Below are 21848 nucleotides of genomic sequence, written 5' to 3' on the forward strand. Positions count from 1 at the left end.
CACCGCCGTCTCCTCCCCCACCCAGAACCGTCGGTGCCGCCAGCGCGGCGACGGTACGTCCACGATGCGGCCCTCGGGGTGCAGGACTTCTCGCGGCCGGGCTGTCCGTACGCCGTGCACGAGGAGGGTGGCGAGCGAGGTGCGGAAGGTGAGCGCGTCGTCGGTGTCGCGGCGCAAGGTGGGAACGACCAGCGAGTCCTCGGCGCCGGCCTCGCGCAGGGTCTCCGTCAGGGGGTGCAACTGCGTTGCGTGTGGGGCCACTTCGACGAAGACGCGGTGTCCGTCCTCGGCCGCCGCGCGCACGGCCTGGGTGAAGCGGACGGGGTTGCGGAGATTGGCCGCCCAGTACGCCGTGTCGGCGGGCGCGGCCTCGCGGGGGTCGTCGAGCACGGTGGAGTAGCGGCGGCAACGGGGGGCTTGTGCGGAGTGCCGGATCTCGCCCAGCTCGCGGGTGAACTCCCCCAGCAGCGGCTCGACTTCGCGCGAGTGACCTGCTCCGGACACGCCCAGCGCACGGGCGAACCCACCGTGGCCGTTCACCCGGGCGACCAGTTCGGCGACGTCCTCGGCCGAGCCGGTGACCACACACTGCATGGGCGAGGCGTGTACGGCGACGTCGAGTGTGCGCAACTCTCTTGCCAGTACGGGGATTTCGGCGGCCGGTAGGTCCACGACGGCCATGGATCCGCCGGTGAGCCGGTCCAGCAGCCGGGAGCGTACGGCGATGACGCGGGCACCGGTGGCCTCGTCGAGGGCTCCGGAGACGACCGCCGCGGCGATCTCGCCCAGGGAGTGGCCGATGACGGCGGCGGGTTCGAGGCCGTACGAGCGCCACAGTTCGGCGAGGGCGACCTGGATGCCGTACAGGACGGGCATGACGGTGGCGGGGCTCGACAGGACGGTGTCGGGGTGGAGCCCGGCGCGCAGGGAGACGCCCGCGTGTTCAAGGAGCAGTGGTTCCAGTCGGTCGACGGTGGCGGCGAACTCCCCTTCCATGGCGAGGAGTTGGCTGCCCATGCCGGGCCACTGGGAGCCGTAGCCGGAGAACACCCAGACCGGGCCGGGGCCGCCCGGCGTCCCCTCCCCCGTGATCAGGTGCGGGGACGGGGCGCCGGTGGCAAGGCGGGTGAGCGCGGTGACGGTCTCCGCGCGGTCGCGGGTGACGAGGGCCGCGCGGTGCCGGCCGCGTCCGATGCGGCCTGCGAGGGTGCGGGCGAGGTCGGCGTCGCGTACGCGTCGGCTGCCGGGGGTGTTCAGCCAGGCGGCGAGCTCACCCGCGTACGACCGCACCCTTTCCTTGGTGGACCCGTCGAGCAGCAGCAGCCGGGGACGCTCCGGCGCACTGCTCGCCCGACGGGCCGGTCTGTGTTCGGGTTCGGCGAGGACGACGTGGGCGTTCGTCCCGCCGAAGCCGAAGGCCGAGACGCCTGCGGTCGCCGTGCCCGAGTAGCGGGGCCAGGGTTCCGGGGCGGTGACCACGCGCAGGCCGAGTGCGTCGAGGTCGGCGTGCGGGCCCTGGCGGGTGAAGTGGAGTTGGCCGGGGATCTCGCCGTGGTGCAGCGCCAGCACGGTCTTGATCAGACCCGCGATACCGGCCGCGGCTTCCAGGTGTCCGAGGTTCGTCTTGGCGGAGCCGATCAGCAGGGGCTGGTCCGCGGGGCGGCCCCGGCCGAGTACGGCGCCGAGGGCGCCCGCCTCGATGGGGTCGCCGAGGGCGGTGCCGGTGCCGTGCGCCTCGACGTAGTCGACGGTCGCGGGGGCGGGATGCGCTTGGTGCGCTTCGGCGAGGAGGGCGCGTTGGGCTTCGGCGTTGGGGGCGGTCAGCCCGTTGGAGCGGCCGTCGGAGTTGACGGCTGTCGCGTGGATGACCGCCAGGACGCGGTCGCCGTCGCGTTCGGCGTCGGCGAGGCGTTTCAGTACGACCACGCCGCAGCCCTCGCCGCGTACGATCCCGTCGGCGTCCGCGTCGAACGCCTTGCACCGGCCGTCCGGGGCGAGGGCGCCCGCGCGCTGGAGGCCGAGGGTCACGGCGGGGCTCAGCAGCAGGTTCACCCCGGCGGCGAGCGCCGTGTCGCTCTCGCCGCTCACCAGGCTCCGTACCGCATGGTGCACCGCGACCAGCGACGACGAGCACGCCGTGTCGACGGACATGCTGGGCCCGCGCAGGTCGAGGGCGTACGACAGACGGCCCGCGGCGATGCTCAGGGATGCGCCGGTGGCGGTCCAGGCGTCCACGGCGCCGGGGTCGGCGGTGGTGAGATGGGCGTATTCGTTGCCGCTGATGCCGACGAAGACACCGGTACGGGTGCCGGCGAGCGCGGGCGCCGGCAGGGCCGCGTGGTCGAGGGCCTCTCGGGCGACTTCGAGGAGCATGCGGTGCTGGGGGTCCATGGCGACGGCCTCGTGCCCCGCGATACCGAAGAACTCGGCGTCGAACCCGGCGATCTCGTCGAGGCCGCCGAGGAAGGCGCCGTGCCGACTCACGTCGTCCGGCAGCCGAGCGGGGTGACGCACGAAGGGCTCCCATCGCCCCGGCGGGAGCGTGCCGACCGCGTCGTAACCCTCGGTGAGGAGCCGCCAGTACGCCTCAGACGAGCGGACTCCGCCGGGGAAGCGACAGCCGAGGCCGATGATGGCGACGGGGGTCGGGGCTGCGCCGAAGCCGCCGTCCGGGGCTCGGGAAACCTCGGCGGCCGCTACCAGTGGGGCCGCTGCCTGTGACGGTTCGCCCAGTCGCGTCACCACCGCGTCGATCGTCGGCGCGTCCCACAGGAACGTGTTCGGGAGGCGGCGGCCGGAGAGTTCGCTCAGGGCGGCTGTCAGCGCCACCGCGTCCCGCGAGGTGAGCCCGGTCTCCGCGAGAGGCAGGTCGTCGGGGACCTGGTCCGGGGCGAGGCCGTACCAGGTGTGGAGCCGTTCCGTCACCAGTGCTCGGACTTCCGTGCGTGACGTATGCGACGGGCTCATCGGGCGCCGAACCCTCCCTCCAGGAACCGTGCGTGGGTCGCCGTGCGCGAGACCTTGCCGCTGCTGGTGCGGGGCACGAAGCCGGGCGGTACGAGGAGGAGGGTGCCGAGGCGCAGGCCGTGGCGGGTGGAGACGGTGGCGCGTGCGGTGCGTTCGGCCGCCCGGGCGTCCTCGGCCGTCGGTTCGGTGTCCCGACGGTGTTCCGCGATCACGACGAGTTCCTCCCCCGTACGGTCCGGCCGGGTGACGCCGAACGCGGCGAGCCGGTCGCGGCGAACCAGGGGGACGGCCGTCTGTACGGTCTGCTCGATGTCCTGGGGGTAGTGGTTGCGCCCGTCCACGATGATCACGTCCTTGAGCCGCCCGGTGACGAGGAGCCGCCCCTCGTGCAGGGCGCCGAGATCGCCGGTGCGCAGCCAGTCGCCCGTCGCGCCGAAGCCGAAGGTCTCGGCGGAGAGTTCGGCGCGCTTCCAGTAGCCGAGGCCGACGTTCGGCCCGCGCAACTGGATCTCGCCGACCCGCCCTTCCGGGAGTACCGCACCGTCCGCGCCGACGATCCGCACCTCCTGCCCGACGGGCGTCCCGCACGAGACAAGCACAGCCGCCGTCGCCGCGTCCGGCGCCTCCTCCACGCGCCCCTGCGCGAGCGCGTCGGCATCGCAGGCCACGGTCGAGGGCGGTACGTCGGAAGCGTCCGCGGTCGCGAACACCGTGGCCTCCGCCAGTCCGTACGCGGGACAGTGCGCGGCCGGGTCGAGTCCGGCGGGCGCGAACCTGGTGCGGAAGCGGTCCACCGTCCCCGCGCGCACCGGCTCACTGCCGTTGATGAGCACGCGTACGCGGAACAGGTCCAGTTCGTCGACCAGCGCCGGATCCGTACGCGCCACGCAGTAGTCGTAGGCGAAGTTCGGGGCGGCGCTGACAGTCCCCTCGTACGAGCCGAGGAGGCGCAGCCAGCGGGAGGGGTCCTGGAGGAAGGCGACGGGGTCCATGAGGACGGACGGAAAGCCGCCGATCACGGGGGCGGCGATGCTGAGGACCAGGCCCATGTCGTGGAAGAGCGGCAGCCAGCCGACCGTCGTGGTGGTCCGCGGATCGGCGATGAACGCGTCGATGGCCTGGCGGGCGTTGGCGACGACATTGGCGTGGCTGATCATCACGCCGGACGGGCTGCGGGTGGAGCCGGAGGTGTACTGGAGGTAGGCGATGTCGCCGGGCTCGGGCCTCGCTTCCGGCTCGTCCTCAGGGTCAAATCCGGTGTGCCTGCTGGGCAGTTGATCGACGGGGACGACCGGTACGTCCGGCAGTTCGCGGTCCCGTACGAAGGCGCGTACGGAGGATGCCGTGGCGGAGTCGGTGAGCAGACAGGCGGGTTCGCAGTCGGCGAGGACTCCCGCCAGTCTTCCTTCGTGGCCCGGGAGTCCGGGGCCGAAGAGGGGTACGGCGATCACGCGGGCGTACAGGCAGCCGAGGAACGCGGCCGCGTAGTCGAGCCCTTGCGGCAGGACGAGGGCGGCGCGTTCGCCGGGCGAGGCGACCGTGACGAGGTGGTCGGCGACGGCTCTGGCGCGGGCGTCGAGGGCGCGCCAGCCGAGGGTGCGGTGGCGTCCCGTGGGAGCGGTGTCGGGGAAGTCGACGTGGCTGAGGACGCGTTGCTGCGGCCGGTGCCTGGCCCAGTGCCGCAGATGGTCCGTCATGAGGGTGGCTTCGGTTGCTTCGACAGTTGGCTGGGCGGGCGGCATGGCGACTCCAACTGTGAGGGGGACGGCGCGAGTTGAGGCTGCGCGAGTTGAGGCGGTGCACCAGGTTCCGCCTCCGCGGGCTGAGGGGTTAGGGGACGTACTGACAGTTCGTCTGCCGCGTTCTGTCAGTTCGCTGACAAAGTCGGCCACCGATTCCATGCCATGGGCCAAAGCCAGTGCGACGCCGCGCCGCCGACAATCCGGGGGACGGCGGAAGGAGCCGATTCGTGGGACGTACACGGCTGTTCGCGCTGCTTTCCCTGCTCACGCTGACCGGGTTCATCACGACCCTCGACAACACGGTCATCAACGTGGCCCTGCCGACCGTGCAGCGCGAACTGGGGCTGAGCGTCACGGACTTGGAGTGGGTGGCCAGCAGTTACGTACTCAGTTTCGGCGCTCTGCTGCTGCCCGGCGGGCGGCTGACCGATCTCTTCGGGCGCCGGTCCGTACTGACGGTGGGAGTCGTGGTCTTCACGGCGGCGTCGGCTGCTGCGGCCGTCGCGGACAGCGGTGGCACGCTGATCGCGGCCCGTACGGTGCAAGGGGTCGGGGCCGCGCTGATCATCCCGGCCTCGCTGGCCCTGATCGCCGCCGATCTGCCCGCGCGACGGCAGTCGATGGCCATCGGCCTGTGGACGGCGGCGCTCGCGGTCGCGCTGGCAATGGGGCCCGTGGTCGGCGGCTTCGTCACCCAACAGTGGAGCTGGGGCTGGGTGTTCGCGCTGAACGTACCCTTCGGGATCGTCGCTCTGCTGCTGATGCCCGCGGTGCCCGCCAGACCGAAAGGGTCTGGGTCTGCGTCCCGGCGCGGCGGGCTCGATCTGCCGGGGGTGCTGTTCTCCGTCCTCGCGCTCTATCTGCTGACGTACGGGCTGGTGCGGGGCACAGAGCACGGGTTCGGCGCCGCGCCCGTACCACTGTGCCTGGGTGTTTCCGCCGTCGCCGCGTGTGTGTTCCTCGTCGTGGAGGCCCGGACCGACCGGCCGCTCGTCGAACTCGGGCTGCTGCGCGACCGGTTCCTCACGGGCGGGGTGATCGCGCAGGTGTTGTGGGGCATCGGCGTGAACGGCGTCTTCTTCTTCACAGCCCTCTACCTCCAGCGGGTACTCGGCTTCTCACCGACCAAGGCGGGGCTGGCCTTCCTGCCGCTGGCGGGAGCGCTGCTGCTCTGCACACCGCTGGCCGAGCGGGCCGCTCGCGTACTGGGCGCCCATGTGTCGATCGCGGCGGGGCTCGGCGTGGTGGCGGCCGGTCTGCTGTACGTCTCGGGGACGGGCGCGCACGCCGGCTACTGGGACCTTCAGCCGGGGCTGCTGCTGATCGGCGCGGGTTCGGCGCTCACCACTCCGCTGACGGTGCGCTGTCTGGCCCAGGTCCCGGACGCCCGGACGGGGATGGCGACGGGTCTGGTGAGTGCGGCGCGCGAAGTCTCGGGGGTGTTCGGGGTGGTGCTGGTCGGTGTCGTCCTCACCCGGCGCGAGCGCTCCGAGCTGCGGGCGGGCACGGATCCGCGCAGCGCGTTTCTGGAGGGGTACGACATCGGGCTGCGGCTGGCGGCGTGCTCTGTGCTGGCGGGCGCGTTCGTCACGCTGGTGACGCTGCGCCGCCGAGGACGCCATCGGCGGGTACGGCAGCGGTGGGTACGGCAGCGGTGGGTACGGTCGCGTCGGGAGCCGGCGCGGACCGGAACTCCCCTTGTCCTGAAGTGACAAGCCCCTCCCCCACCCCTTTCAGTAGCGGGCGAGTCTGACGACGGGTCGCGAGGAGCCCTGCGGCAGTTCCTGGGCAGCTGTCCATGTATGGTGGACATCTGTCCAGGAAATCCCCAGGGCAACAGGCGACACCCACCCCCTCAGAGGAGCCCCTCGTCATGGCAGTGCTCGCGAACGTATTGGTCGGGCTGGTGGCTGCCCTGCACGCCTACATCCTGGTTCTGGAGATGTTTCTGTGGGAGCGGAAGCCGGGGCGGGGGCTGCACGGGTTCGAGCCGGAGATGGCGCGGGCCACCGCGGCGATGGCTGCGAACCAGGGGCTCTACAACGGGTTTCTCGCCGCGGGCCTCGTGTGGGGACTGGTCGCCGGGGATCCGACCGGGTTCCGTGCGCAGGTCTTCTTCCTGGTGTGCGTGATCGTCGCGGGCGTCTATGGAGCCGTGACCGCGAACCGCCGCATCCTGTTCGCCCAGGCACTGCCCGGCACGCTCGCCCTGATCGCCGTCCTCGTCTCCCAGTGACCCCAGCCTCAGCCCCCGACCCCCGAGCCGAACGCACCCGGGCCAAGCTGCGCCGCGCCCTCCTCGACGAGTGCGCGCGGCGCCCGCTGTCGGAGGTCAGCGTCGCGGCGCTGGTGCGCGGAGCCGGAGTCGGCCGGGCCACGTTCTATCTGCACTACGCCGACCTGGAGGCGCTCGCGGTCGACGCCTGCGCCGATGTCGTACGCGATGCCGTGGACGCCCTGCACGCCTGGCGCGGCCGGCCCGACCCCAGGTCCGCGCCACCCGCGCTGCTGGCGTTCTTCGAGGGGCTGCCCCCGCACGCCCCGCTCTACCGCGCCCTGTTGAGCCCGGGCGGCCAGGGCCCGCTGGGCCGCGTACTGCATCACGACCTGCGCGCCCGCAGCCAGGCCGAGCGCGAACTCGTCGGCGCCCCTGAGGCACCGCTCATCGCTTCCGCCGTGGCCGCGACCTTCGCCGGTGTCCTCGCCGACTGGCTGCACGGACTCATCGAGGCCACCCCGGAGGAGATCGCACACCGGGTGTGGCGCCTGCTCGTCACCCTGAACCTCAGCCAGTAGGGAGCCGGTAGGGCCTGCCATCACCGCTGCCACCCGGCCCGGCTGAAGGGGCGCCCCATCGCAGGGCATCGCGGGGCGCCCCTTGCTCACCCGTCAGCCAAAGGTCAGTACCGGCTTGATCGCCTTGCCCGCGCCCATGTCCTGTACGGCCTGCCCGATGTCCTCGAAGGCGTACTTGCTGATCAGCCGCTCCAGCGGCAGTCGGCCCTCGCGAACCAGCTTGACCAGGGCGGGTATCGCGGTCTGGGTCTCGTTGTCGCCGAGGGTGAGGCCCACCACGCGCTTGCCGCCGAGCATTCCGTTGACGTCCAGGGCGACCTCCGAGCCGAACGGCGGGGCGCCGACGATGACCACCGTGCCGCGCGCGGCGAGCGCGTCCACGCCCGTGCGCAGGACGGCGACACTGCCGGTGGTCTCCACGACCCCGTCGGCTCCGGCGCCGTCCGTGATCAGCTGGATCGCCTCCAGGATGTCCCCGTCACCGGCGTTCACGGTGTGCGTGGCGCCCAACTCGCGGGCCAGCTCCAGCCGTTCGGCCACCTTGTCGACGGCGATCACCGTGGTCGCGGGCGTCATGGCGGCGGCCATCACCGCGGACAGACCGACCGCGCCGGCCCCGAGGATCACCAGCGTGTCGCCCGTCCTGGGCTCCAGTACGTTCCACACGGCGCCCACCCCGGTCTGCACGCCGCAGCCCAGCGGGGCGATGGACTCCAGCGGTACGTCCCGGTCGACCTTGACGAGGCTCCGCTGGTCCACCAACGCCCGCTCGGCGAACGAGGACTGGCCGAAGAAGTGGCCGCCGAGGGGTTCGCCGTCGCGGCTGATGGGGCTGGTGCCGTCGGGCCTGCGCCCGCCGATCAGGTTCAGCGGCAGCCAGGTGGCGCAGTAGGCCGGGTGGCCGTCGCGGCAGTTCTTGCAGCTGCCGCAGGAGGTGAAGGACATCAGGACGTGGTCGCCGGGCTCGATGCCGGTGACGTCCGAGCCGACGGCCTCGACGACGCCCGCGCCCTCGTGCCCGAGGATTCCGGGCAGCGGGAACGGCAGACCGCCGCCGGCCACACCGAGGTCGGTGTGGCACAGCCCGGCGGCGACCATCCGGACGAGCGCCTCGTTGGGGCGCGGTTCGTCGAGCTCGACGGTGGACAGCGTGAACGGCGCTCCCCCGGACTCGACCACGGCTGCACGAGTGGTGGACATACTCAACTCCTTACGAGAGTGACGAGAGACGGGAGCGGTCAGTCGAGCGATATGACGACGGACTTGACCTTGGTGTACGCGGCGAGCGCCTCGGGCCCGTACTCACGGCCGAAGCCGGAGGCCTTGACCCCGCCGAAGGGGACGTTGGGGTCGAGCATCGCCCAGTCGTTGACCCAGACGATGCCGGCCTCGATACGGTCGGCGACGCGGTGCGCGCGGGCGAGGTTGGTGGTCTGGATGCCCGAAGCCAGGCCGTACGGCGTGGAGTTGGCCATCTCGACGGCCTCGTCCTCGGAGTCGAAGGGCTGCACGGTCAGGACCGGGCCGAAGATCTCCTCCTGGACGAGACGGGAGTCGTTGCTCACGTCCGCGATCACCGTGGGCTTGTAGTAGAAGCCGCCGTTCAGGTCGAGGCGCTCACCGCCGCAGACGATGCGGGCGCCCTCCTTGCGGGCCAGTTCGACGTACTCCTCGACCTTCTTCAGGTGCTTCTCCCCCGCCATCGGGCCGATGACGGTCTCGGGCTGCCGGGGGTCGCCGATGGGCACGCCGGGCACGGCGTCGGCGAGGATGCCGACCACGGTGTCGTACAGCGGGCGGGCGACCAGCAGGCGCGGGCCGCCCATGCAGAACTGACCCGTGTTGAAAACGAAGCCCTTGATGACGGCGCCGATGGCCTTCTCGATGTCGGCGTCCTCGAAGACGATGTGGGCCGCGTTGCCGCCGAGCTCCATCGTGACCGGCTTGAGGGCCTCGCCCGCGATGCTCGCCGCGTGCCGGCCGACCGCGGTCGAGCCGGTGAAGGCCACCTTGTCGATGCCGGGGTTGCGCAGCAGCGCCTCACCGGCGACCGGGCCGGTGCCGGTGACGACGTTGTAGACGCCGTCCGGGACGCCTGCCTTCTTGAGCAGGCCGGCCATGTAGAGGGCGCTGAGCGGGGTCTCGTCGGCGGGCTTGTGCACCACTGTGTTGCCGGCCGCGAGCGCCGGGGCGATCTTCGAACCGGCCAGGATCAGCGGGAAGTTGAAGGGCGTGATCGCGGCGACCACCCCGAGCGGGCCGCGCCGGGTGTAGGCGTGGGCGTTGAGCGGGGTGTCACGGGTCGCGCCGTCCAGGGTCCAGGCGAGGGAGGCGTAGTACTCGTAGTCGTTGGCCGCGTTCGTCACATCGACGGCGTGGCACAGCGAGATCGGCTTGCCTACGTCGAGGCTCTCCAGGTTCGCGATCTCGTCCGCGTTCTCCCGGATCAGCTCGGCGACCCGGTGCAGCACACGGCCGCGCTCACGGCCGCTCAGCGTGGCCCAGCCGCTGTTGTCGAAGGCGTCGCGGGCGGCCCGTACGGCCGCGTCGACGTCGGAGGCATCGGCCTCCGCGACCGTCGTGACCACCTGCCCGGTGGACGGGTCGATCACGTCCGTGCGCGCCCCACTGGACCCGTCCCGCCACTGCCCGCCGATGAACAGCTGTCCGGGCTCGCTCTCGAAGGTGGTCATGCCCACTCCCCAGCCTTGTTCGCCAAGATTCAATCAACAGGATTCCTGTTGGTTCGCAGTCTCATTACAGACAGGTTTCCTGTCAATGCCCTAGGCTGACCTCATGGTCGGCACCAAGGCATCCACCAAGGCACCTCCGTCGCTCCTCTACATGATCAAGCAGGTGGAACTCGTGGTGCGTTCCCATCTGGACGAGTTGCTCAAACCGTCGGGGATCACGGCGCTGCAGTACACCTCACTCACCGTTCTGGAGCGGCACGACGGTCTGTCCGCGGCGCAGCTCGCGCGCGACTCGTTCGTCACCGCGCAGTCCGTGGCCGATGTGGTCCGGGCCCTGGAGAGCCGTGGCCTGGTACGTCGCGAGCGCAACCCCCGTAACCGACGGGAGCTCCTCATCCTCCTCACCGAGTCTGGCCGCGATCTGCTCGCACGGCACGCCGAACCCGTGAGGGAGCTCGAGGAACGCATGGTCCGGGATCTCACCGCGCACCAGGCCGACCAGTTCCGCCTTGCGCTGTCGAAGGCGTGGCACGCGCTGTCGTAGCGGCACAGCCATCCCGTCGCGACGACCGGTCGTACGGATCCAGGCCCATAACCGTTGGGCGTCGAACCCCCGCAAACCCAAGACATATGTCAATCGAACATGCTGGAATTCACCCCATCGGGGATAGATTCCAGGGTGTTCCAGCGCGGGGAACGGTGAGGTGATGTCGGCGTGCGCAACGGAACCGAGACCCTCACTCCGCATCTGCACGTCCACCGGGACCGCGGGTACACCGTGCTGGAGTTCCACGGCGACATCGACATCATCGCGGCGCTGGAGATCGTCCCGTTCCTGGACGCGGCGACGGCGCGTCCCGGCGCACAGGTCGTGCTCGACCTGCGGCACATCGAGTTCCTCGACTGCTCGGGACTGCGCCTGCTCTACCGTGCCCGGCGCCGCACCCTCGCCCAGGGCGGGCGGCTGCGGTTGGTCTGCACCCACCCGCTGACCCTACGCATCTTCCAGGTGACCGGGCTCGACGCGCTTCTGCCCCCGCTGCCGACTCTGGACGAGGCCCTTGGACAGTCCGAAGCCACCTCCGGCTCCGTATGACCACCTGCCTGTGACCCGCCCCGGAGGTGCCCCGGAAGTCCCCTGGGACTACTTCTCGATCTTGGTCACCTGACCGGCGCCGACCGTCCGGCCGCCCTCACGGATGGCGAACTTCAGCCCCTCCTCCATGGCGACGGGCTGGATGAGCTCGACGTGCATGGTGGTGTTGTCGCCCGGCATGACCATCTCGGTGCCCTGCGGCAGGGTCACCACGCCGGTCACGTCCGTCGTACGGAAGTAGAACTGTGGACGGTAGTTGTTGAAGAACGGCGTGTGGCGGCCACCCTCGTCCTTGGACAGGATGTACGACCGCGCCTCGAACTCGGTGTGCGGGGTCACCGAGCCCGGCTTGATGATGACCTGGCCGCGCTCCACGTCCTCACGCTTCACGCCGCGCAGCAGCAGACCGCAGTTCTCACCGGCCCGGCCCTCGTCGAGGAGCTTGCGGAACATCTCGATGCCGGTGACCGTGGTGGTGGTCTTCTCCGGCTTGATGCCGATGATGTCGACGGTCTCGTTGACCTTGAGTACGCCACGCTCGATACGGCCGGTGACGACCGTACCGCGGCCCGTGATGGTGAAGACGTCCTCGATCGGCATCAGGAACGGCTGGTCGATGTCGCGTACCGGCTCGGGGATGAACTCGTCGACGGCCCTGAGGAGTTCGAGAACCGACTGGCCCCACCGCTCGTCGCCCTCGAGGGCCTTGAGCGCGGAGACGCGGACGACCGGGACGTCGTCGCCCGGGAACTCGTACTCGGTGAGGAGCTCACGCACCTCCAGTTCGACGAGCTCGAGGATCTCCTCGTCGTCCACCATGTCGGCCTTGTTCAGAGCGACGACGATGTACGGCACGCCGACCTGACGCGCGAGCAGGACGTGCTCCTTGGTCTGCGGCATCGGGCCGTCCGTGGCGGCGACCACGAGGATCGCCCCGTCCATCTGCGCCGCGCCCGTGATCATGTTCTTGATGTAGTCCGCGTGACCGGGGCAGTCGACGTGCGCGTAGTGCCGGTTCTCCGTCTGGTACTCGACATGCGCGATCGAGATCGTGATGCCGCGCTGACGTTCCTCCGGCGCCTTGTCGATCTGCTCGAACGGCGTGTACGGGTTCAGGTCGGGGAACCTGTCGTGCAGCACCTTCGTCATGGCTGCCGTGAGGGTCGTCTTACCGTGGTCGATATGACCGATGGTCCCAATGTTCACATGCGGTTTGGTCCGCTCGAACTTCGCCTTGGACACTGCAGGCCCTCCTGATCACCTGGGTGACGCCGAGCGCGCTTCGCTTGGTCCTGTCGCCGCGTTCTCTCACTGTTTGCGGCCTTTTCTTCAGAATACGCGGGTAGGACGAGCCGCACCGATCGGCGGCTGCGGACCTCGCGCCAAAGCCCCCGGTCACTGGCTCACCCGCTCACCGGCAGTCGCAGCGGGCGCCCCTTCAGGGGCGCGGGGCTGTATCAATGTGCGGCTCCGCCATCAATGTGCGGCTCCGCCGCGATGGGGTCCCCCCGCTCATGGGGGTCCCCCCGCTCGAGCGAAGCCGAGAGTGGGGGAGGAGCCGAGAGTGGGGGAGCGACCAGCCACGACCCACCCGCAGCTTCGAACCGCAATCGCAGCGGAGCGCTCAGTGCGCCGTCAGTGCCCCCGTCATCGGTCGTATTCGGTCAAGGGAGCGGTCTCCCAAGGGATTTGAGGGGTATTCATCAGACGGGAAGGAGGTCGTTCACATGACGACGTCCCTGAAGCGCCTGCCCGGATGGGCGAAGCTCCTGAGCGCGGTGCTCCTGGTACTGGTGGTGCTCTTCGCCGGACTGCGGCTCAGTCTGCTGCCCGGCCTGGGCGATGTGTTCCGCGAGGACACCCACGACCGTTCGGGGCCCACGCTCCTCAAGTCGATCCAGGACATCAGCCGTTACGACGCCGCCTCCGGCAACTTCCAGGTGGTGGTGGATCTGGAGAAGGACGCCCGGTTCCTGCCCGACGCACTCCGCGGCACCCGCACCCTGTACGTGGGTGCCGGCACCGTGGACGCCTATGTGGACCTCGGAAAGGTCGGCGAGAAGGACGTGACGGTCAACGAGGACCGCACGTCCGCCACGCTCAAACTCCCGCACGCCGCACTGGGCAAGCCCGCCCTCGACCCCGACCAGTCGTACGCCGTGTCCAAGCAGCGAGGTCTCCTGGACCGGCTCGGCGACATCTTCTCGGACAACCCGAACGACGAACGCGCCGTGCAGCGGCTCGCCGCCCGGCACATCGGCGACGCGGCGAAGGACAGTCGGCTCACCGCCCGCGCCGAGGAGAACACCACCGGCATGCTCAAGGGACTGCTGGGCTCCTTGGGCTTCAAGGAGGTGAATGTGACCTACGGGGCATGAGCCCCACGCCGTCCTCACACGGTGACCCATGCCGTCCCCGGCCGGTGACATGCCGTCCTCAGCCGGTATGGATGCCGGGCAGGGCCAGGCCGCCCAGCAGCGCCGCGCCCGCGAGCAGCCAGGCCACGTAGTCCCCGATGTGGCCGGACTGCAGGCGGCGCAGCGGTCCGGCCCAGGCCTCGCCCGGCAGCCAGGTCCGCCGGGTGACGGCGAGCCCGGCGAGGCCCACGGCCAGGAGGGTCGAGGTCAGGCCCAGAAGTACTCCGGCCGGGGTCCAGTGGGGTGAGGCGAACGCTGCCCCGGCGCCCGCCTCGTTCACGGCGTGGTCCACGACGGTGGCGAAGCCCGGCGCCACGCCGACGGTGAGCGAGGCGGCGAGCAGCACCGCGGGGACGGTCGTCATGGTGTCCGGTACGCGCTTGAGCCGCCGCCGGGTCTCGGGCGGCTCACCGGCGCCGGTCGTCTCGTACGCGGGGTGTTCCTCGGGTTTCGGACCGAGCCCGAGGAACACGCGCGCGGTGACCCGCAGTACGGCACCCGCGGTAACCGTCGACACGGCCACGTAGAGCACGGTCAGCGCGGGCCCGGCCGCCTCCTCGGTGAGCGCCTTGCCCAGTGCGGTGCCGAACGGCGGCAGTCCGGCCAGGCCCAGCGCCCCGACGACGAACAGTGCCGCGACCCCGCGCAGCTCCCGGGCGCGCCCGTGCAGCGCGTACTCGTCGACGCTGCCGTACCGGTCGAGGACGATGCCCGCGCAGGCGAAGAGGGCGGCCTTCACTCCGGCGTGGCCGAGGATGTACAGCCCGACTCCGCCGTCCGACGCCGGGGTGAGTACGCCGATGCCGGTGAGGAACAGCCCTATGTGGGCGACCGTCGAGTACGCCAGCAGGCGTTTGATGTGCCGCTGGTACCAGCACATCACCGCGCCGACCACCCCCGTCAGCACACCCAGCACCAGCAGCACACGCTGAAGGTCCGCCGCCGGGATGCCGCCCGGGCCCGCGAAGACGTCTCCGTACACGCGCCACACTCCGTACACGCCGAGCTCGACCATCACGCCGGACAGCAGCATGCACACCGGTGTCGGCGCGACCGCGTGCGCGTCCGGCAGCCAGAAGTGGAAGGGAACGGCCGCGGCCTTGACGAGCAGCCCGGTCAGGACGAGGACGAAGGCGGCGAGGACCAGCGCGTCGGGTGGCCCTTCCGTGTCCAGCCGCCGTCCGATCTGTGCCATGGCGAGCTCGCCGGTACGCGCGTACAGCAGCCCGATGCCCATCAACATGGCATACGTGCCAGGGGAGTTGATCACTCCGAAGGTCAACGCGCCCTGCACGGCCCTGGCCTCCTCGACCCGATGGCCCGTCAGGGCGTAGGCCACGACGCTCATCAACTCGAAGAAGACGAAGGCGTTGAACAGGTCGCCCGCGATCGCGAAGCCGCACATGCCGCCCTGGAAGAGCAGCATGAGCGCAGGGAAGGAGCCCGCGTGACGGCGTGGCGGTTCGTCGAAGTAGTGCCAGGAGTACGCCAGTGCCGCCAGGGTCAGCAGAGAGGCGAGCGCCGCCATGCCGAGCCCCGGCCCGTCCCCGACGAGCATGATGCCCACGCTCGCGCCGTCGCGGGGCGCCCAGTCGCCCACCCATTCCACCAGGGCCGGCGAGGACTGGAGGGCCAGGAAGATCGCGAGGCCCGCCGTGGCCGCCGAGACGGCGCAGCCCGCCGACTCGGCCCAGGCGCGCGGCAGTCGGCGGCCACCGGCGACGAGCAGGGCGGCGCCGAGGAGGGGGACGGCGACGAGCAGCGGCAGCAGATGGTTCGGGTGGTTCATCAGCCGCGCAGCTCGGAGAGTTCGTCCGGGGCGAGGGTGCCGTGGCGTTTGGCGATCTGCAGGACGAGGGCGAGCAGCAGGGCGGTGACAGTGGCGCCCACGACCACGTCGGTGAGGGCCAGGGCCTGCACGACCGGGTCCACCACGGGCCGGGAGCCGGGCTCGAGGTCCGAGTGGACCGGGGCGGTGGCGTCGTCGCGGTAGCCCACGGCGAGCAGCAGGACGTAGGTGGCCGCCTGGCAGACCGACAGGCAGCCGACGGCGTGGATGAGATTGCGGCTGGTGGCAAGGCCGTAGCAGCCGACGAGGAAGATCCACACGGCGATCAGGTACGGCAGGACGGACATCATGGTCGGCTCACTCCCCGTTCTCCTCGTTCTCGTCCGGCTTCTCGGGCTCCTCGCTCGTCGATTCGGCGGCTGTGCTGTTCTCCTCGGTCTCCTCGATCTCGACGGCCTGGTCCAGGAAGCGGGCGAGCAGGACGACCACCGCGCAGGCGACCTCCATACTGATGGCCGCGTTCAGCAGCGGGACGGCGCCACCGGAGGACAGCGTGTTGAAAGTGCCGTACGGGAGGAGCGTGTTGGCGAGGAAGGCCGTGCCGGCCAGCACCCCCGCGAACCCCAGGACCAGATACGCGGACGCCCCGAGCGCGTCGCCCACCTCGTACAGGCCGACCGGCCGGATCCGTTCCAGGGCGCGGTAGTCGGCGCCGAGGTACAGCAGGTGCAGGGCGGTCGCGGCGACCACGCCGCCCTGGAAGCCGCCGCCGGGGCTGAGCTGTCCGTGGGCGATGACGTGCAGGCCGGTGAGGAGGGCCACCGGGAGTGTGAGGAGCGCGTAGCGGCGTACGGGGACGGCCACTTGTGCGGGTGCCGGGTGGGCGCGGTGTTCCTCGCGGGTCTGGCGGAGCAGGACGACGGTGCCCAGGATCGCCGCGAAGAGGATGGTCATCTCGCCCATCGTGTCGAAGGCGCGCTGGTCGAAGATGACGGACGACACCGTGTTGGCGGTGTGCCGGGCCAGCGACTCGCGCACCGCCCGGTCCCCGTAGGGGTGTTGGTCGCCGCCGAAACCGGGCAGTTCCAGGCAGGCAGCGACGAGGAGCACCGCGAGGCCGGCGCCGCCGACGGCGAGGATCCACAGCCGTACACGCCTGGTCATTCCGTACGCCCCTTCCGTTGCCGCCGCACCTTGCGCACCGAGAGGAGCAGTAGCAGCGGGGTGAGGGCCGATCCGACGGCGAGTTGGGAGAGGGCCACGTCGGGGGCCTGGAGCACGGTGAACAGCAGGGCGAGCGCGACGCCGAGCACGGCGAGGACCAGGGCCTGGCGTACGGGATCGCGGACCGCGACGGCGGCGGTCGCGGTGGCGGCGACCAGCAGCAGGGCGACGGCGATCAGCAGGTCATCCATGGCGGTCCTCGTCCTTGGGCATGCCGTGGGCCAGCGCCCGGGACGCGACGAGGGTGCCGCCGGTCAACAGCACGCCCGTCACCAGGAGTTTCACCATGGCCCGGCCCGGTCCGGTGGCCACGCACACCGCGAGGACGACCGCCGCGACGAAGCCCGCGGCCACCCAGGTGAGCGCACGGGCTCGCGGCGGATCCTCATCGAGGTCCTCGGCGAGCAGCCGGGCGAAGACGAGGGTTCCGACGGGGCCCAGGAGGGCGAGGACCAGGGCGATATCGACGTACGACGGTCTGCCGTAGCCCTGGGCGAGCAGCAGCAGGGCGGGACAGAACAGCGTGGTGGACAGGTTCTGCGCGACGACCCGGCGCCGCAGCGGGCCCGTGGCCACGCCCCACACCACCGCCGCGCCACCCCCGGCGAGCGCGGCCGTCGCCGTGGCGGTCCAGCCGTTCATCCCGCACCCACCGCCCGGCGCGCGGCACGCGCCGCGACGGCCCCGAGGAGGGCGGCGCCCGCGCCCACCACCAACTCCAGGGCATCCACGGTGGTGATGAACACCAGCCAGAGGACGCCCAGGGCGACCCACCAGGCGAGGACTTCGGCCAGGGCGCGGAGCAGGGTCGTACGTCGCGTCATGCGCACACCACCTCCGAACCTTTGACCCTTTTCACCCGGCATGTCCGACACGTCATCCAAACACCGTCCGGGGGTTGTCCGGCGGCGGCGCGCGACGCGTTTGCGCCCGGAGTCCCCCGGTATCGCGGGGAAAAACTCGGAGTGGCTGGTTCGGACCCGGTCGTCGGCATCGTCGACCGTTTCGCGGGTAACTGTCTTTGTTGAAGCGTCACTTGAACGCTGGAGGGTTGCATGGCCCGTGCCCCGAAGTCCCGGTCTGGCACGCCGAAGTCCCGTTCCGGCACCCCGAAATCAGGCTCAGGCACCCCGAAATCAGGCTCAGGCGCCTCGAAATCAGGTTCAGGCGCCTCGAAATCAGGTTCAGGCGCCTCGAAATCAGGCTCTAGTGCCCCGAAGTCCCGCTCAAGCGCCTCAAAGTCCCGCTCCCGTACGGCTCGTACGACGAAGTCTGGCCGTAAGCCGACGCCCGCACCGAGCGGCCGACGTCCCCTGCCCCTCGTCGTACGCCTGCTGGTGCTGGTGGTAGCCGTCGCCGCCATGGTGGCGTTCGCCGCCGCGCTGGCCCGGATCACGCTCCAGCCCTCGCCCGCCTCCGAGGCGCTGACGCACAGCAATCTGCACCCCGGCCGCTCCCTGCGGGCCTACCTGGACCAGCCCGAACTCCGCGACGCGGCCAGGCAGATCGGCGGCAACCTCCTCCTCGGCGTCCCCTTCGGGATCCTGCTGCCCGTGGTACTCCCCCGGGCGCGCGGAATCCTGCGGGTGCTCGCGCTGACCGCGGCGGTGATGCTGCTCGTCGAGCTGGTGCAGGGGGCGCTGGTCACCGGGCGCGCCTTCGACATCGATGACGTGCTGCTCAACACCACCGGGGCGATGGTCGGTTATCTGCTCCTCGGCAGGCGCATGGGGCGGGCCGTGCATCCCCGTGAACGCTGAGCGCTCCGCTGGTTGTGCGGTTTTTGGGTGCGGGTGCGTTGTGGCTGGTCGCGCGGGGTGCCTCCGGCGGTTGGGCGGGTGCGGGTGCGTTGTGGCTGGTCGCGCCGTTCCCCGCGCCCCTGGGGTGCGTGGGTGGGTCGGGGCCGTGGGCCGGTGCGTCAGCCCGTCGCAGGCCGGGCGTACGGCCCTTTGCTGGTACAGGGTCCTGGTTTCCTGAGACAGAACCTACGCGACGGGCATACGACGCACCGGCCCACGACCCCTCCCGCCGGGGGGAGGGTGCTGGTGCGTTGGGGTGTGGGCTTTTTCTGGGCGCTTTAGGTGAGTGCCTTTGCCAGGAGGTTGGCGGTCTTGGCTACGAGTGGTTCGTCCATCGGGGTGTCGGGGTCGGCGTTGGGCTTCGTGGACAGGACGGCCAGCACGATCGGGGTGCCGTCCGGTGTCCAGGCGATGCCCACGTCGTTGGTGGTGCCGTACTTGCCGGTGCCCGTCTTGTCGCCGAGGGTCCAGTCCTGGGGCAGGCCTGCGCGGAAGCGGTTGGTGCTGGTGGTGTTGGCGAGGAGCCATGCGGTCAACTGCCGCCGGTCCCGGGGCGTGAGGGCGTCGCCGAGGGCGAGCTTCGCATACGTCCACCCGATGGCGGCCGGGCTCGAGGTGTCCGTCACGCGCCCTGGTTCGGCCGAGTTGAGGTCGGGCTCCCAGCGGTCGAGCCGGGTCGTCCTGTCCCCGATCGAGCGGCAGAAGCGGGTGATGGCCGTGGGGCCGCCGAGTTCGCGGAGCAGGAGGTTCGCGGCGGCGTTGTCGCTGTAGGCGATGGCGGCCTCGCACAGTTCGGCCACGGTCATGCCGTTCGCGAGGTTCTCCTCCGTACCGGTGACCGGGGCGCCGCCCGATTCTTCGACGTCCTGCTCGGTGTACCTGATGCGCAGGGCGAGGAACTCGCCATGCCGGTCGAGGTCCCTCAGGACGGCGGCGGCAGCGAGCGTCTTGAACACCGAGCACATCGGAAAGGCCTCGTCCGCGCGATACAACACGCTTCGGCCGGTCACGGTGTTGCGTCCGAACACCCCGAGCCGGGCGGAATGCTCCCGCTCGAGATCGTTCAGCGACCGCGAGATGTCGTCCACCGCACCCGACGAGGCCGCATGGGCCGGCCCATGCGCGAACACGGCGGAGGCGAGGGCCGTACCGGCGCCGAGGGCGAGCACCGCGCGGCGGCTGGGGCGTAGTGCTAAGAACTCCACGTTCACTGTCTCCTTGTACCGATGATCAGTGTTCGCAGAGGTAAGACTCCCCGCCGACTCCTCGCGGTTCCCTTACTCAAGGGGTGTCGTGGGCCACAGCGGACGCTAGTGGATCGTCCAGGTGTGCTTGTCGCCGCCCACCCAGCGGACAGTCTCGGGGTCGTCGGCGTCGTGTACCGGGATGCCGTACGCCGCGGCGGCGACCAAGACGTCGGTGAAGGACTTGGCCTCGCCGATGACGGCACCGTCGATCTCCACGATGCGGAAGGGCGGATTACCGGGCTGTACGCCCAGCACCATGATCCGCGGGTGCGAAATGTAGGGGCTTGCGATTTCAGTCATGATCCCACCAGTTCCACACGCGTGCCGCCGCTGAGCCTGCCGGGGCGGCGATGCCGGTCGTGGCACTGGGCTGCGCCGACAGGGCCGGCGTCCGAACGAGGCTCGCACTTCATGGTGGCACAGCAGGGCTGAGGTGGCCGCCGTACGGAGCCGCCCGAATGGCGCGACGCTGGTGGCATGGACCGGCCGAGGCCCTGGACCGGATCGCCTTCCTGCTGGAACGGTCCCAGGCCCTCACCTATCGCGTACGGGCGTTCCGCACGGCGGCGGACGCGGTCGCGGCGCTGCCCGCCGAGCGCATGATCGGCGGACGAGCTGCTGGCGTGGGCGCGGCATCGGGAAGTGCCGGCCGGTGTGACCTCGTAGCGCCGAGGGGCCGGGATGTGTACGCGTCCCGTCTCTCCGGTTACCCGGGCCGGATGATCCGTGTGACCGAGGCCAAGGACCGGGTGCGGAACGAGATGCTGACCGTGGCCGATGCCGCGCGGCGGGCCGGGCGGGAGCCGGGCAGGGAACGCGACCTCCTCGTGCAGTCGCTCAAGGCCGCCGCGGCGGCGCTGCTCGCCTGGATCGTGGCGGATGTATGGCTTGCCGACCCGATGGCGCTGATGGCGCCCTGGGTGGCCGTGGTCCTGGTGCAGGCCACGGTCTACAGCTCGCTGCGGCAGGGGGCCCAGCAGTTCGCGGCGATCTGCGTCGGCACACTGCTGGCCTCGGCGGCACAGGTCCTCACGGGCAACACCCTGGCCGCCCTCGCGCTGTCCGTTCCGGTGCTGATGCTGCTCGCCAACTGGCCCCGCTTCGGCGACCAGGGCATCTACGCCACGACCACCGCCCTGTTCACGCTCTCCTCGGACACCGTGACAACCTCCGCGATCAGCCACCGCCTCGCTCAGGCCGCCCTCGGGGCCGCCATCGGGATCGCCGTCAACGCCCTGGTTCTGCCTCCGGTCCACCTGCGCGACGTACGCGAGAACCTGGCGGCTCTCGCGCAGGAGACGGGTGACGTGCTGGCCGATATCGCCGAGGACCTGAGGCAGGGCGACTGGGACGCGTCGACCACCGCACACTGGTCGCGCGCCTCCGCCCGGCTGGCGCGCCGGCTCGACGGTCTGCGGGCGGCCAGGGGCTGGAGTCAGGAGAGCCTGCGGCTCACGAGGGACTGGCTGAGGGCGTTCCACCAGGTGCCGCTGGACGTTCCGGCAGCGGACGAGGACGAGCGGTGGAGCAGGATCACCGGGCATGTGGCGGCGCTGATCCGGGCGCTTGCGGTCGCGGCCGACAGCGAGCGGACCGCCGACCTGCCGGACGGCACGGCGCTGCGCAGCTACGCCCGGCTGCTCGCCCTGCTCGGGGAGGCCTGCCACCGCGAGGGCCGGTGGCTGCTGGAGCCGGGCGGACGCCAGGACGGTTCGTACGCGTACGGCCCTGACCGCCGGGCGGAGGCGACGATGCGGGAGCTGCACGAGGCGCTGCAGACGAGCCTGCGCGACCATGCCGGTCTGGGCGCGCCCCGCGCCGCCGTCCTGGGCACCCTGCTGCTCCAGGCCGAGAACATCTGGGCCGAGACCGAGCGGCCGGGCCGGGCGCACCGCACATGAGGCATCGCTCGTGACGCATATCACGGTTGACCTGCACGGACCTGGGAACGCCCGCCAGTAGTTTCCCGTTGAATAAGTCGTGGGACCCCGACCGTGATTCCCCCGTCCGGTCGGGGTCCCTTTCCGTTCCGGGGGACCCACCGTCGGAGCGCTGAGCGGACTCGCCGAAGTCCGGTG

The 21848-nt window shown here is 70.9% G+C and carries 21 protein-coding genes; 8 read left to right on the forward strand and 13 right to left on the reverse strand.

The genetic code is table 11. The features are described from left to right. Together ACYVO6_RS26045 and ACYVO6_RS26050 are read right to left on the reverse strand one after the other, a co-directional pair. On the reverse strand, positions 1–2925 hold a 2925-nt coding region (locus ACYVO6_RS26045), incomplete at its 3' end, for a type I polyketide synthase (protein ID WP_461065123.1). A gap of 38 nt (positions 2926–2963) precedes the next feature. Then, positions 2964–4664 (reverse strand): fatty acyl-AMP ligase, encoded by a 1701-nt coding sequence (locus ACYVO6_RS26050; RefSeq protein WP_461065125.1) that lies wholly within the window; start codon positions 4662–4664, stop codon positions 2964–2966. Between the two features lie 272 nt (positions 4665–4936). Here ACYVO6_RS26050 and ACYVO6_RS26055 point away from each other — a divergent pair, with 272 nt between their 5' ends. The 3 genes from ACYVO6_RS26055 to ACYVO6_RS26065 all read left to right on the forward strand — a co-directional run bounded on the left by ACYVO6_RS26055 (position 4937) and on the right by ACYVO6_RS26065 (position 7505). Continuing rightward, positions 4937–6421, forward strand: a complete 1485-nt coding sequence (locus tag ACYVO6_RS26055; protein WP_461065127.1) for an MFS transporter — start codon at positions 4937–4939, stop codon at positions 6419–6421. Positions 6422–6582: 161 nt separating this feature from the next. Continuing rightward, the gene (locus ACYVO6_RS26060; RefSeq protein WP_461065129.1) at positions 6583–6945 is read left to right on the forward strand and encodes a DUF1304 domain-containing protein; all 363 of its coding nucleotides are present in this window, start codon (positions 6583–6585) and stop codon (positions 6943–6945) included. Continuing rightward, on the forward strand, positions 6942–7505 hold the full coding sequence (locus ACYVO6_RS26065) for a TetR/AcrR family transcriptional regulator (protein WP_461065131.1): 564 nt from the start codon (positions 6942–6944) through the stop codon (positions 7503–7505). Before ACYVO6_RS26060 ends, ACYVO6_RS26065 begins: the two co-directional genes overlap by 4 nt. A gap of 93 nt (positions 7506–7598) precedes the next feature. Here ACYVO6_RS26065 and ACYVO6_RS26070 read toward each other — a convergent pair whose 3' ends face one another. Next, positions 7599–8705: an NAD(P)-dependent alcohol dehydrogenase gene (locus ACYVO6_RS26070; protein WP_461065133.1), complete on the reverse strand. Its 1107-nt coding sequence runs from the start codon at positions 8703–8705 to the stop codon at positions 7599–7601. 38 nt (positions 8706–8743) lie between these two features. Next, positions 8744–10198, reverse strand: a complete 1455-nt coding sequence (locus ACYVO6_RS26075) for an aldehyde dehydrogenase family protein (RefSeq protein WP_461065135.1) — start codon at positions 10196–10198, stop codon at positions 8744–8746. A 103-nt stretch (positions 10199–10301) separates the two neighbouring features. On the opposite strand from ACYVO6_RS26075, the gene ACYVO6_RS26080 reads away from it, so the two are divergent. Next, positions 10302–10742, forward strand: a complete 441-nt coding sequence (locus ACYVO6_RS26080) for a MarR family winged helix-turn-helix transcriptional regulator (protein ID WP_461065137.1) — start codon at positions 10302–10304, stop codon at positions 10740–10742. 171 nt (positions 10743–10913) lie between these two features. Continuing rightward, a complete protein-coding gene (locus ACYVO6_RS26085; protein ID WP_461065139.1) occupies positions 10914–11294 on the forward strand; it encodes an anti-sigma factor antagonist in 381 nt (126 codons plus the stop codon). A gap of 48 nt (positions 11295–11342) precedes the next feature. Here the strand turns inward: ACYVO6_RS26085 and tuf are convergent, their stop codons facing one another. After that, complete coding sequence (gene tuf / locus ACYVO6_RS26090) at positions 11343–12536, reverse strand: elongation factor Tu (protein ID WP_461065141.1); 1194 nt, start codon at positions 12534–12536, stop codon at positions 11343–11345. A gap of 485 nt (positions 12537–13021) precedes the next feature. Between tuf and ACYVO6_RS26095 the strand changes: the two genes are divergently transcribed. Continuing rightward, entirely contained in the window at positions 13022–13672 is a 651-nt protein-coding gene (locus tag ACYVO6_RS26095) for a DUF4230 domain-containing protein (RefSeq protein ID WP_461065143.1), read from the forward strand. 58 nt (positions 13673–13730) lie between these two features. On the opposite strand, the gene ACYVO6_RS26100 is transcribed toward ACYVO6_RS26095, so the two are convergent. From ACYVO6_RS26100 to ACYVO6_RS26125, 6 genes are read right to left on the reverse strand one after another with little or no spacing between them, the layout of a single operon-like run. Beyond that, on the reverse strand, positions 13731–15500 hold the full coding sequence (locus tag ACYVO6_RS26100; RefSeq protein ID WP_461065145.1) for a complex I subunit 5 family protein: 1770 nt from the start codon (positions 15498–15500) through the stop codon (positions 13731–13733). After that, positions 15500–15850, reverse strand: coding sequence for an NADH-quinone oxidoreductase subunit K (locus ACYVO6_RS26105; protein ID WP_461065147.1), 351 nt, complete (start codon positions 15848–15850; stop codon positions 15500–15502). The genes ACYVO6_RS26100 and ACYVO6_RS26105 overlap by 1 nt, the downstream gene beginning before the upstream one ends. A gap of 7 nt (positions 15851–15857) precedes the next feature. After that, positions 15858–16664 (reverse strand): hydrogen gas-evolving membrane-bound hydrogenase subunit E, encoded by an 807-nt coding sequence (gene mbhE / locus ACYVO6_RS26110; RefSeq protein ID WP_461065149.1) that lies wholly within the window; start codon positions 16662–16664, stop codon positions 15858–15860. Further along, positions 16661–16915, reverse strand: a complete 255-nt coding sequence (locus ACYVO6_RS26115; RefSeq protein ID WP_461065151.1) for a Na(+)/H(+) antiporter subunit B — start codon at positions 16913–16915, stop codon at positions 16661–16663. Before ACYVO6_RS26115 ends, mbhE begins: the two co-directional genes overlap by 4 nt. Next, positions 16908–17366 (reverse strand): MrpF/PhaF family protein, encoded by a 459-nt coding sequence (locus ACYVO6_RS26120; RefSeq protein WP_461065153.1) that lies wholly within the window; start codon positions 17364–17366, stop codon positions 16908–16910. Before ACYVO6_RS26120 ends, ACYVO6_RS26115 begins: the two co-directional genes overlap by 8 nt. After that, positions 17363–17548, reverse strand: coding sequence for a hypothetical protein (locus ACYVO6_RS26125; protein ID WP_461065155.1), 186 nt, complete (start codon positions 17546–17548; stop codon positions 17363–17365). The genes ACYVO6_RS26120 and ACYVO6_RS26125 overlap by 4 nt, the downstream gene beginning before the upstream one ends. Positions 17549–18037: 489 nt before the next feature. Between ACYVO6_RS26125 and ACYVO6_RS26130 the strand changes: the two genes are divergently transcribed. Further along, a complete protein-coding gene (locus ACYVO6_RS26130; protein WP_461065479.1) occupies positions 18038–18484 on the forward strand; it encodes a VanZ family protein in 447 nt (148 codons plus the stop codon). Between the two features lie 317 nt (positions 18485–18801). Here the strand turns inward: ACYVO6_RS26130 and bla are convergent, their stop codons facing one another. Beyond that, positions 18802–19728 carry a class A beta-lactamase gene (gene bla, locus ACYVO6_RS26135; RefSeq protein ID WP_461065157.1) on the reverse strand — a complete coding sequence of 309 codons (927 nt, stop codon included), beginning with the start codon at positions 19726–19728 and terminating at the stop codon, positions 18802–18804. A gap of 105 nt (positions 19729–19833) precedes the next feature. After that, positions 19834–20070 carry a hypothetical protein gene (locus ACYVO6_RS26140; RefSeq protein ID WP_461065159.1) on the reverse strand — a complete coding sequence of 79 codons (237 nt, stop codon included), beginning with the start codon at positions 20068–20070 and terminating at the stop codon, positions 19834–19836. Between the two features lie 419 nt (positions 20071–20489). On the opposite strand from ACYVO6_RS26140, the gene ACYVO6_RS26145 reads away from it, so the two are divergent. Further along, the gene (locus ACYVO6_RS26145; RefSeq protein ID WP_461065481.1) at positions 20490–21671 is read left to right on the forward strand and encodes an FUSC family protein; all 1182 of its coding nucleotides are present in this window, start codon (positions 20490–20492) and stop codon (positions 21669–21671) included. Positions 21672–21848 lie beyond the last annotated feature (177 nt).

Source organism: Streptomyces pseudoechinosporeus (assembly GCF_054783935.1).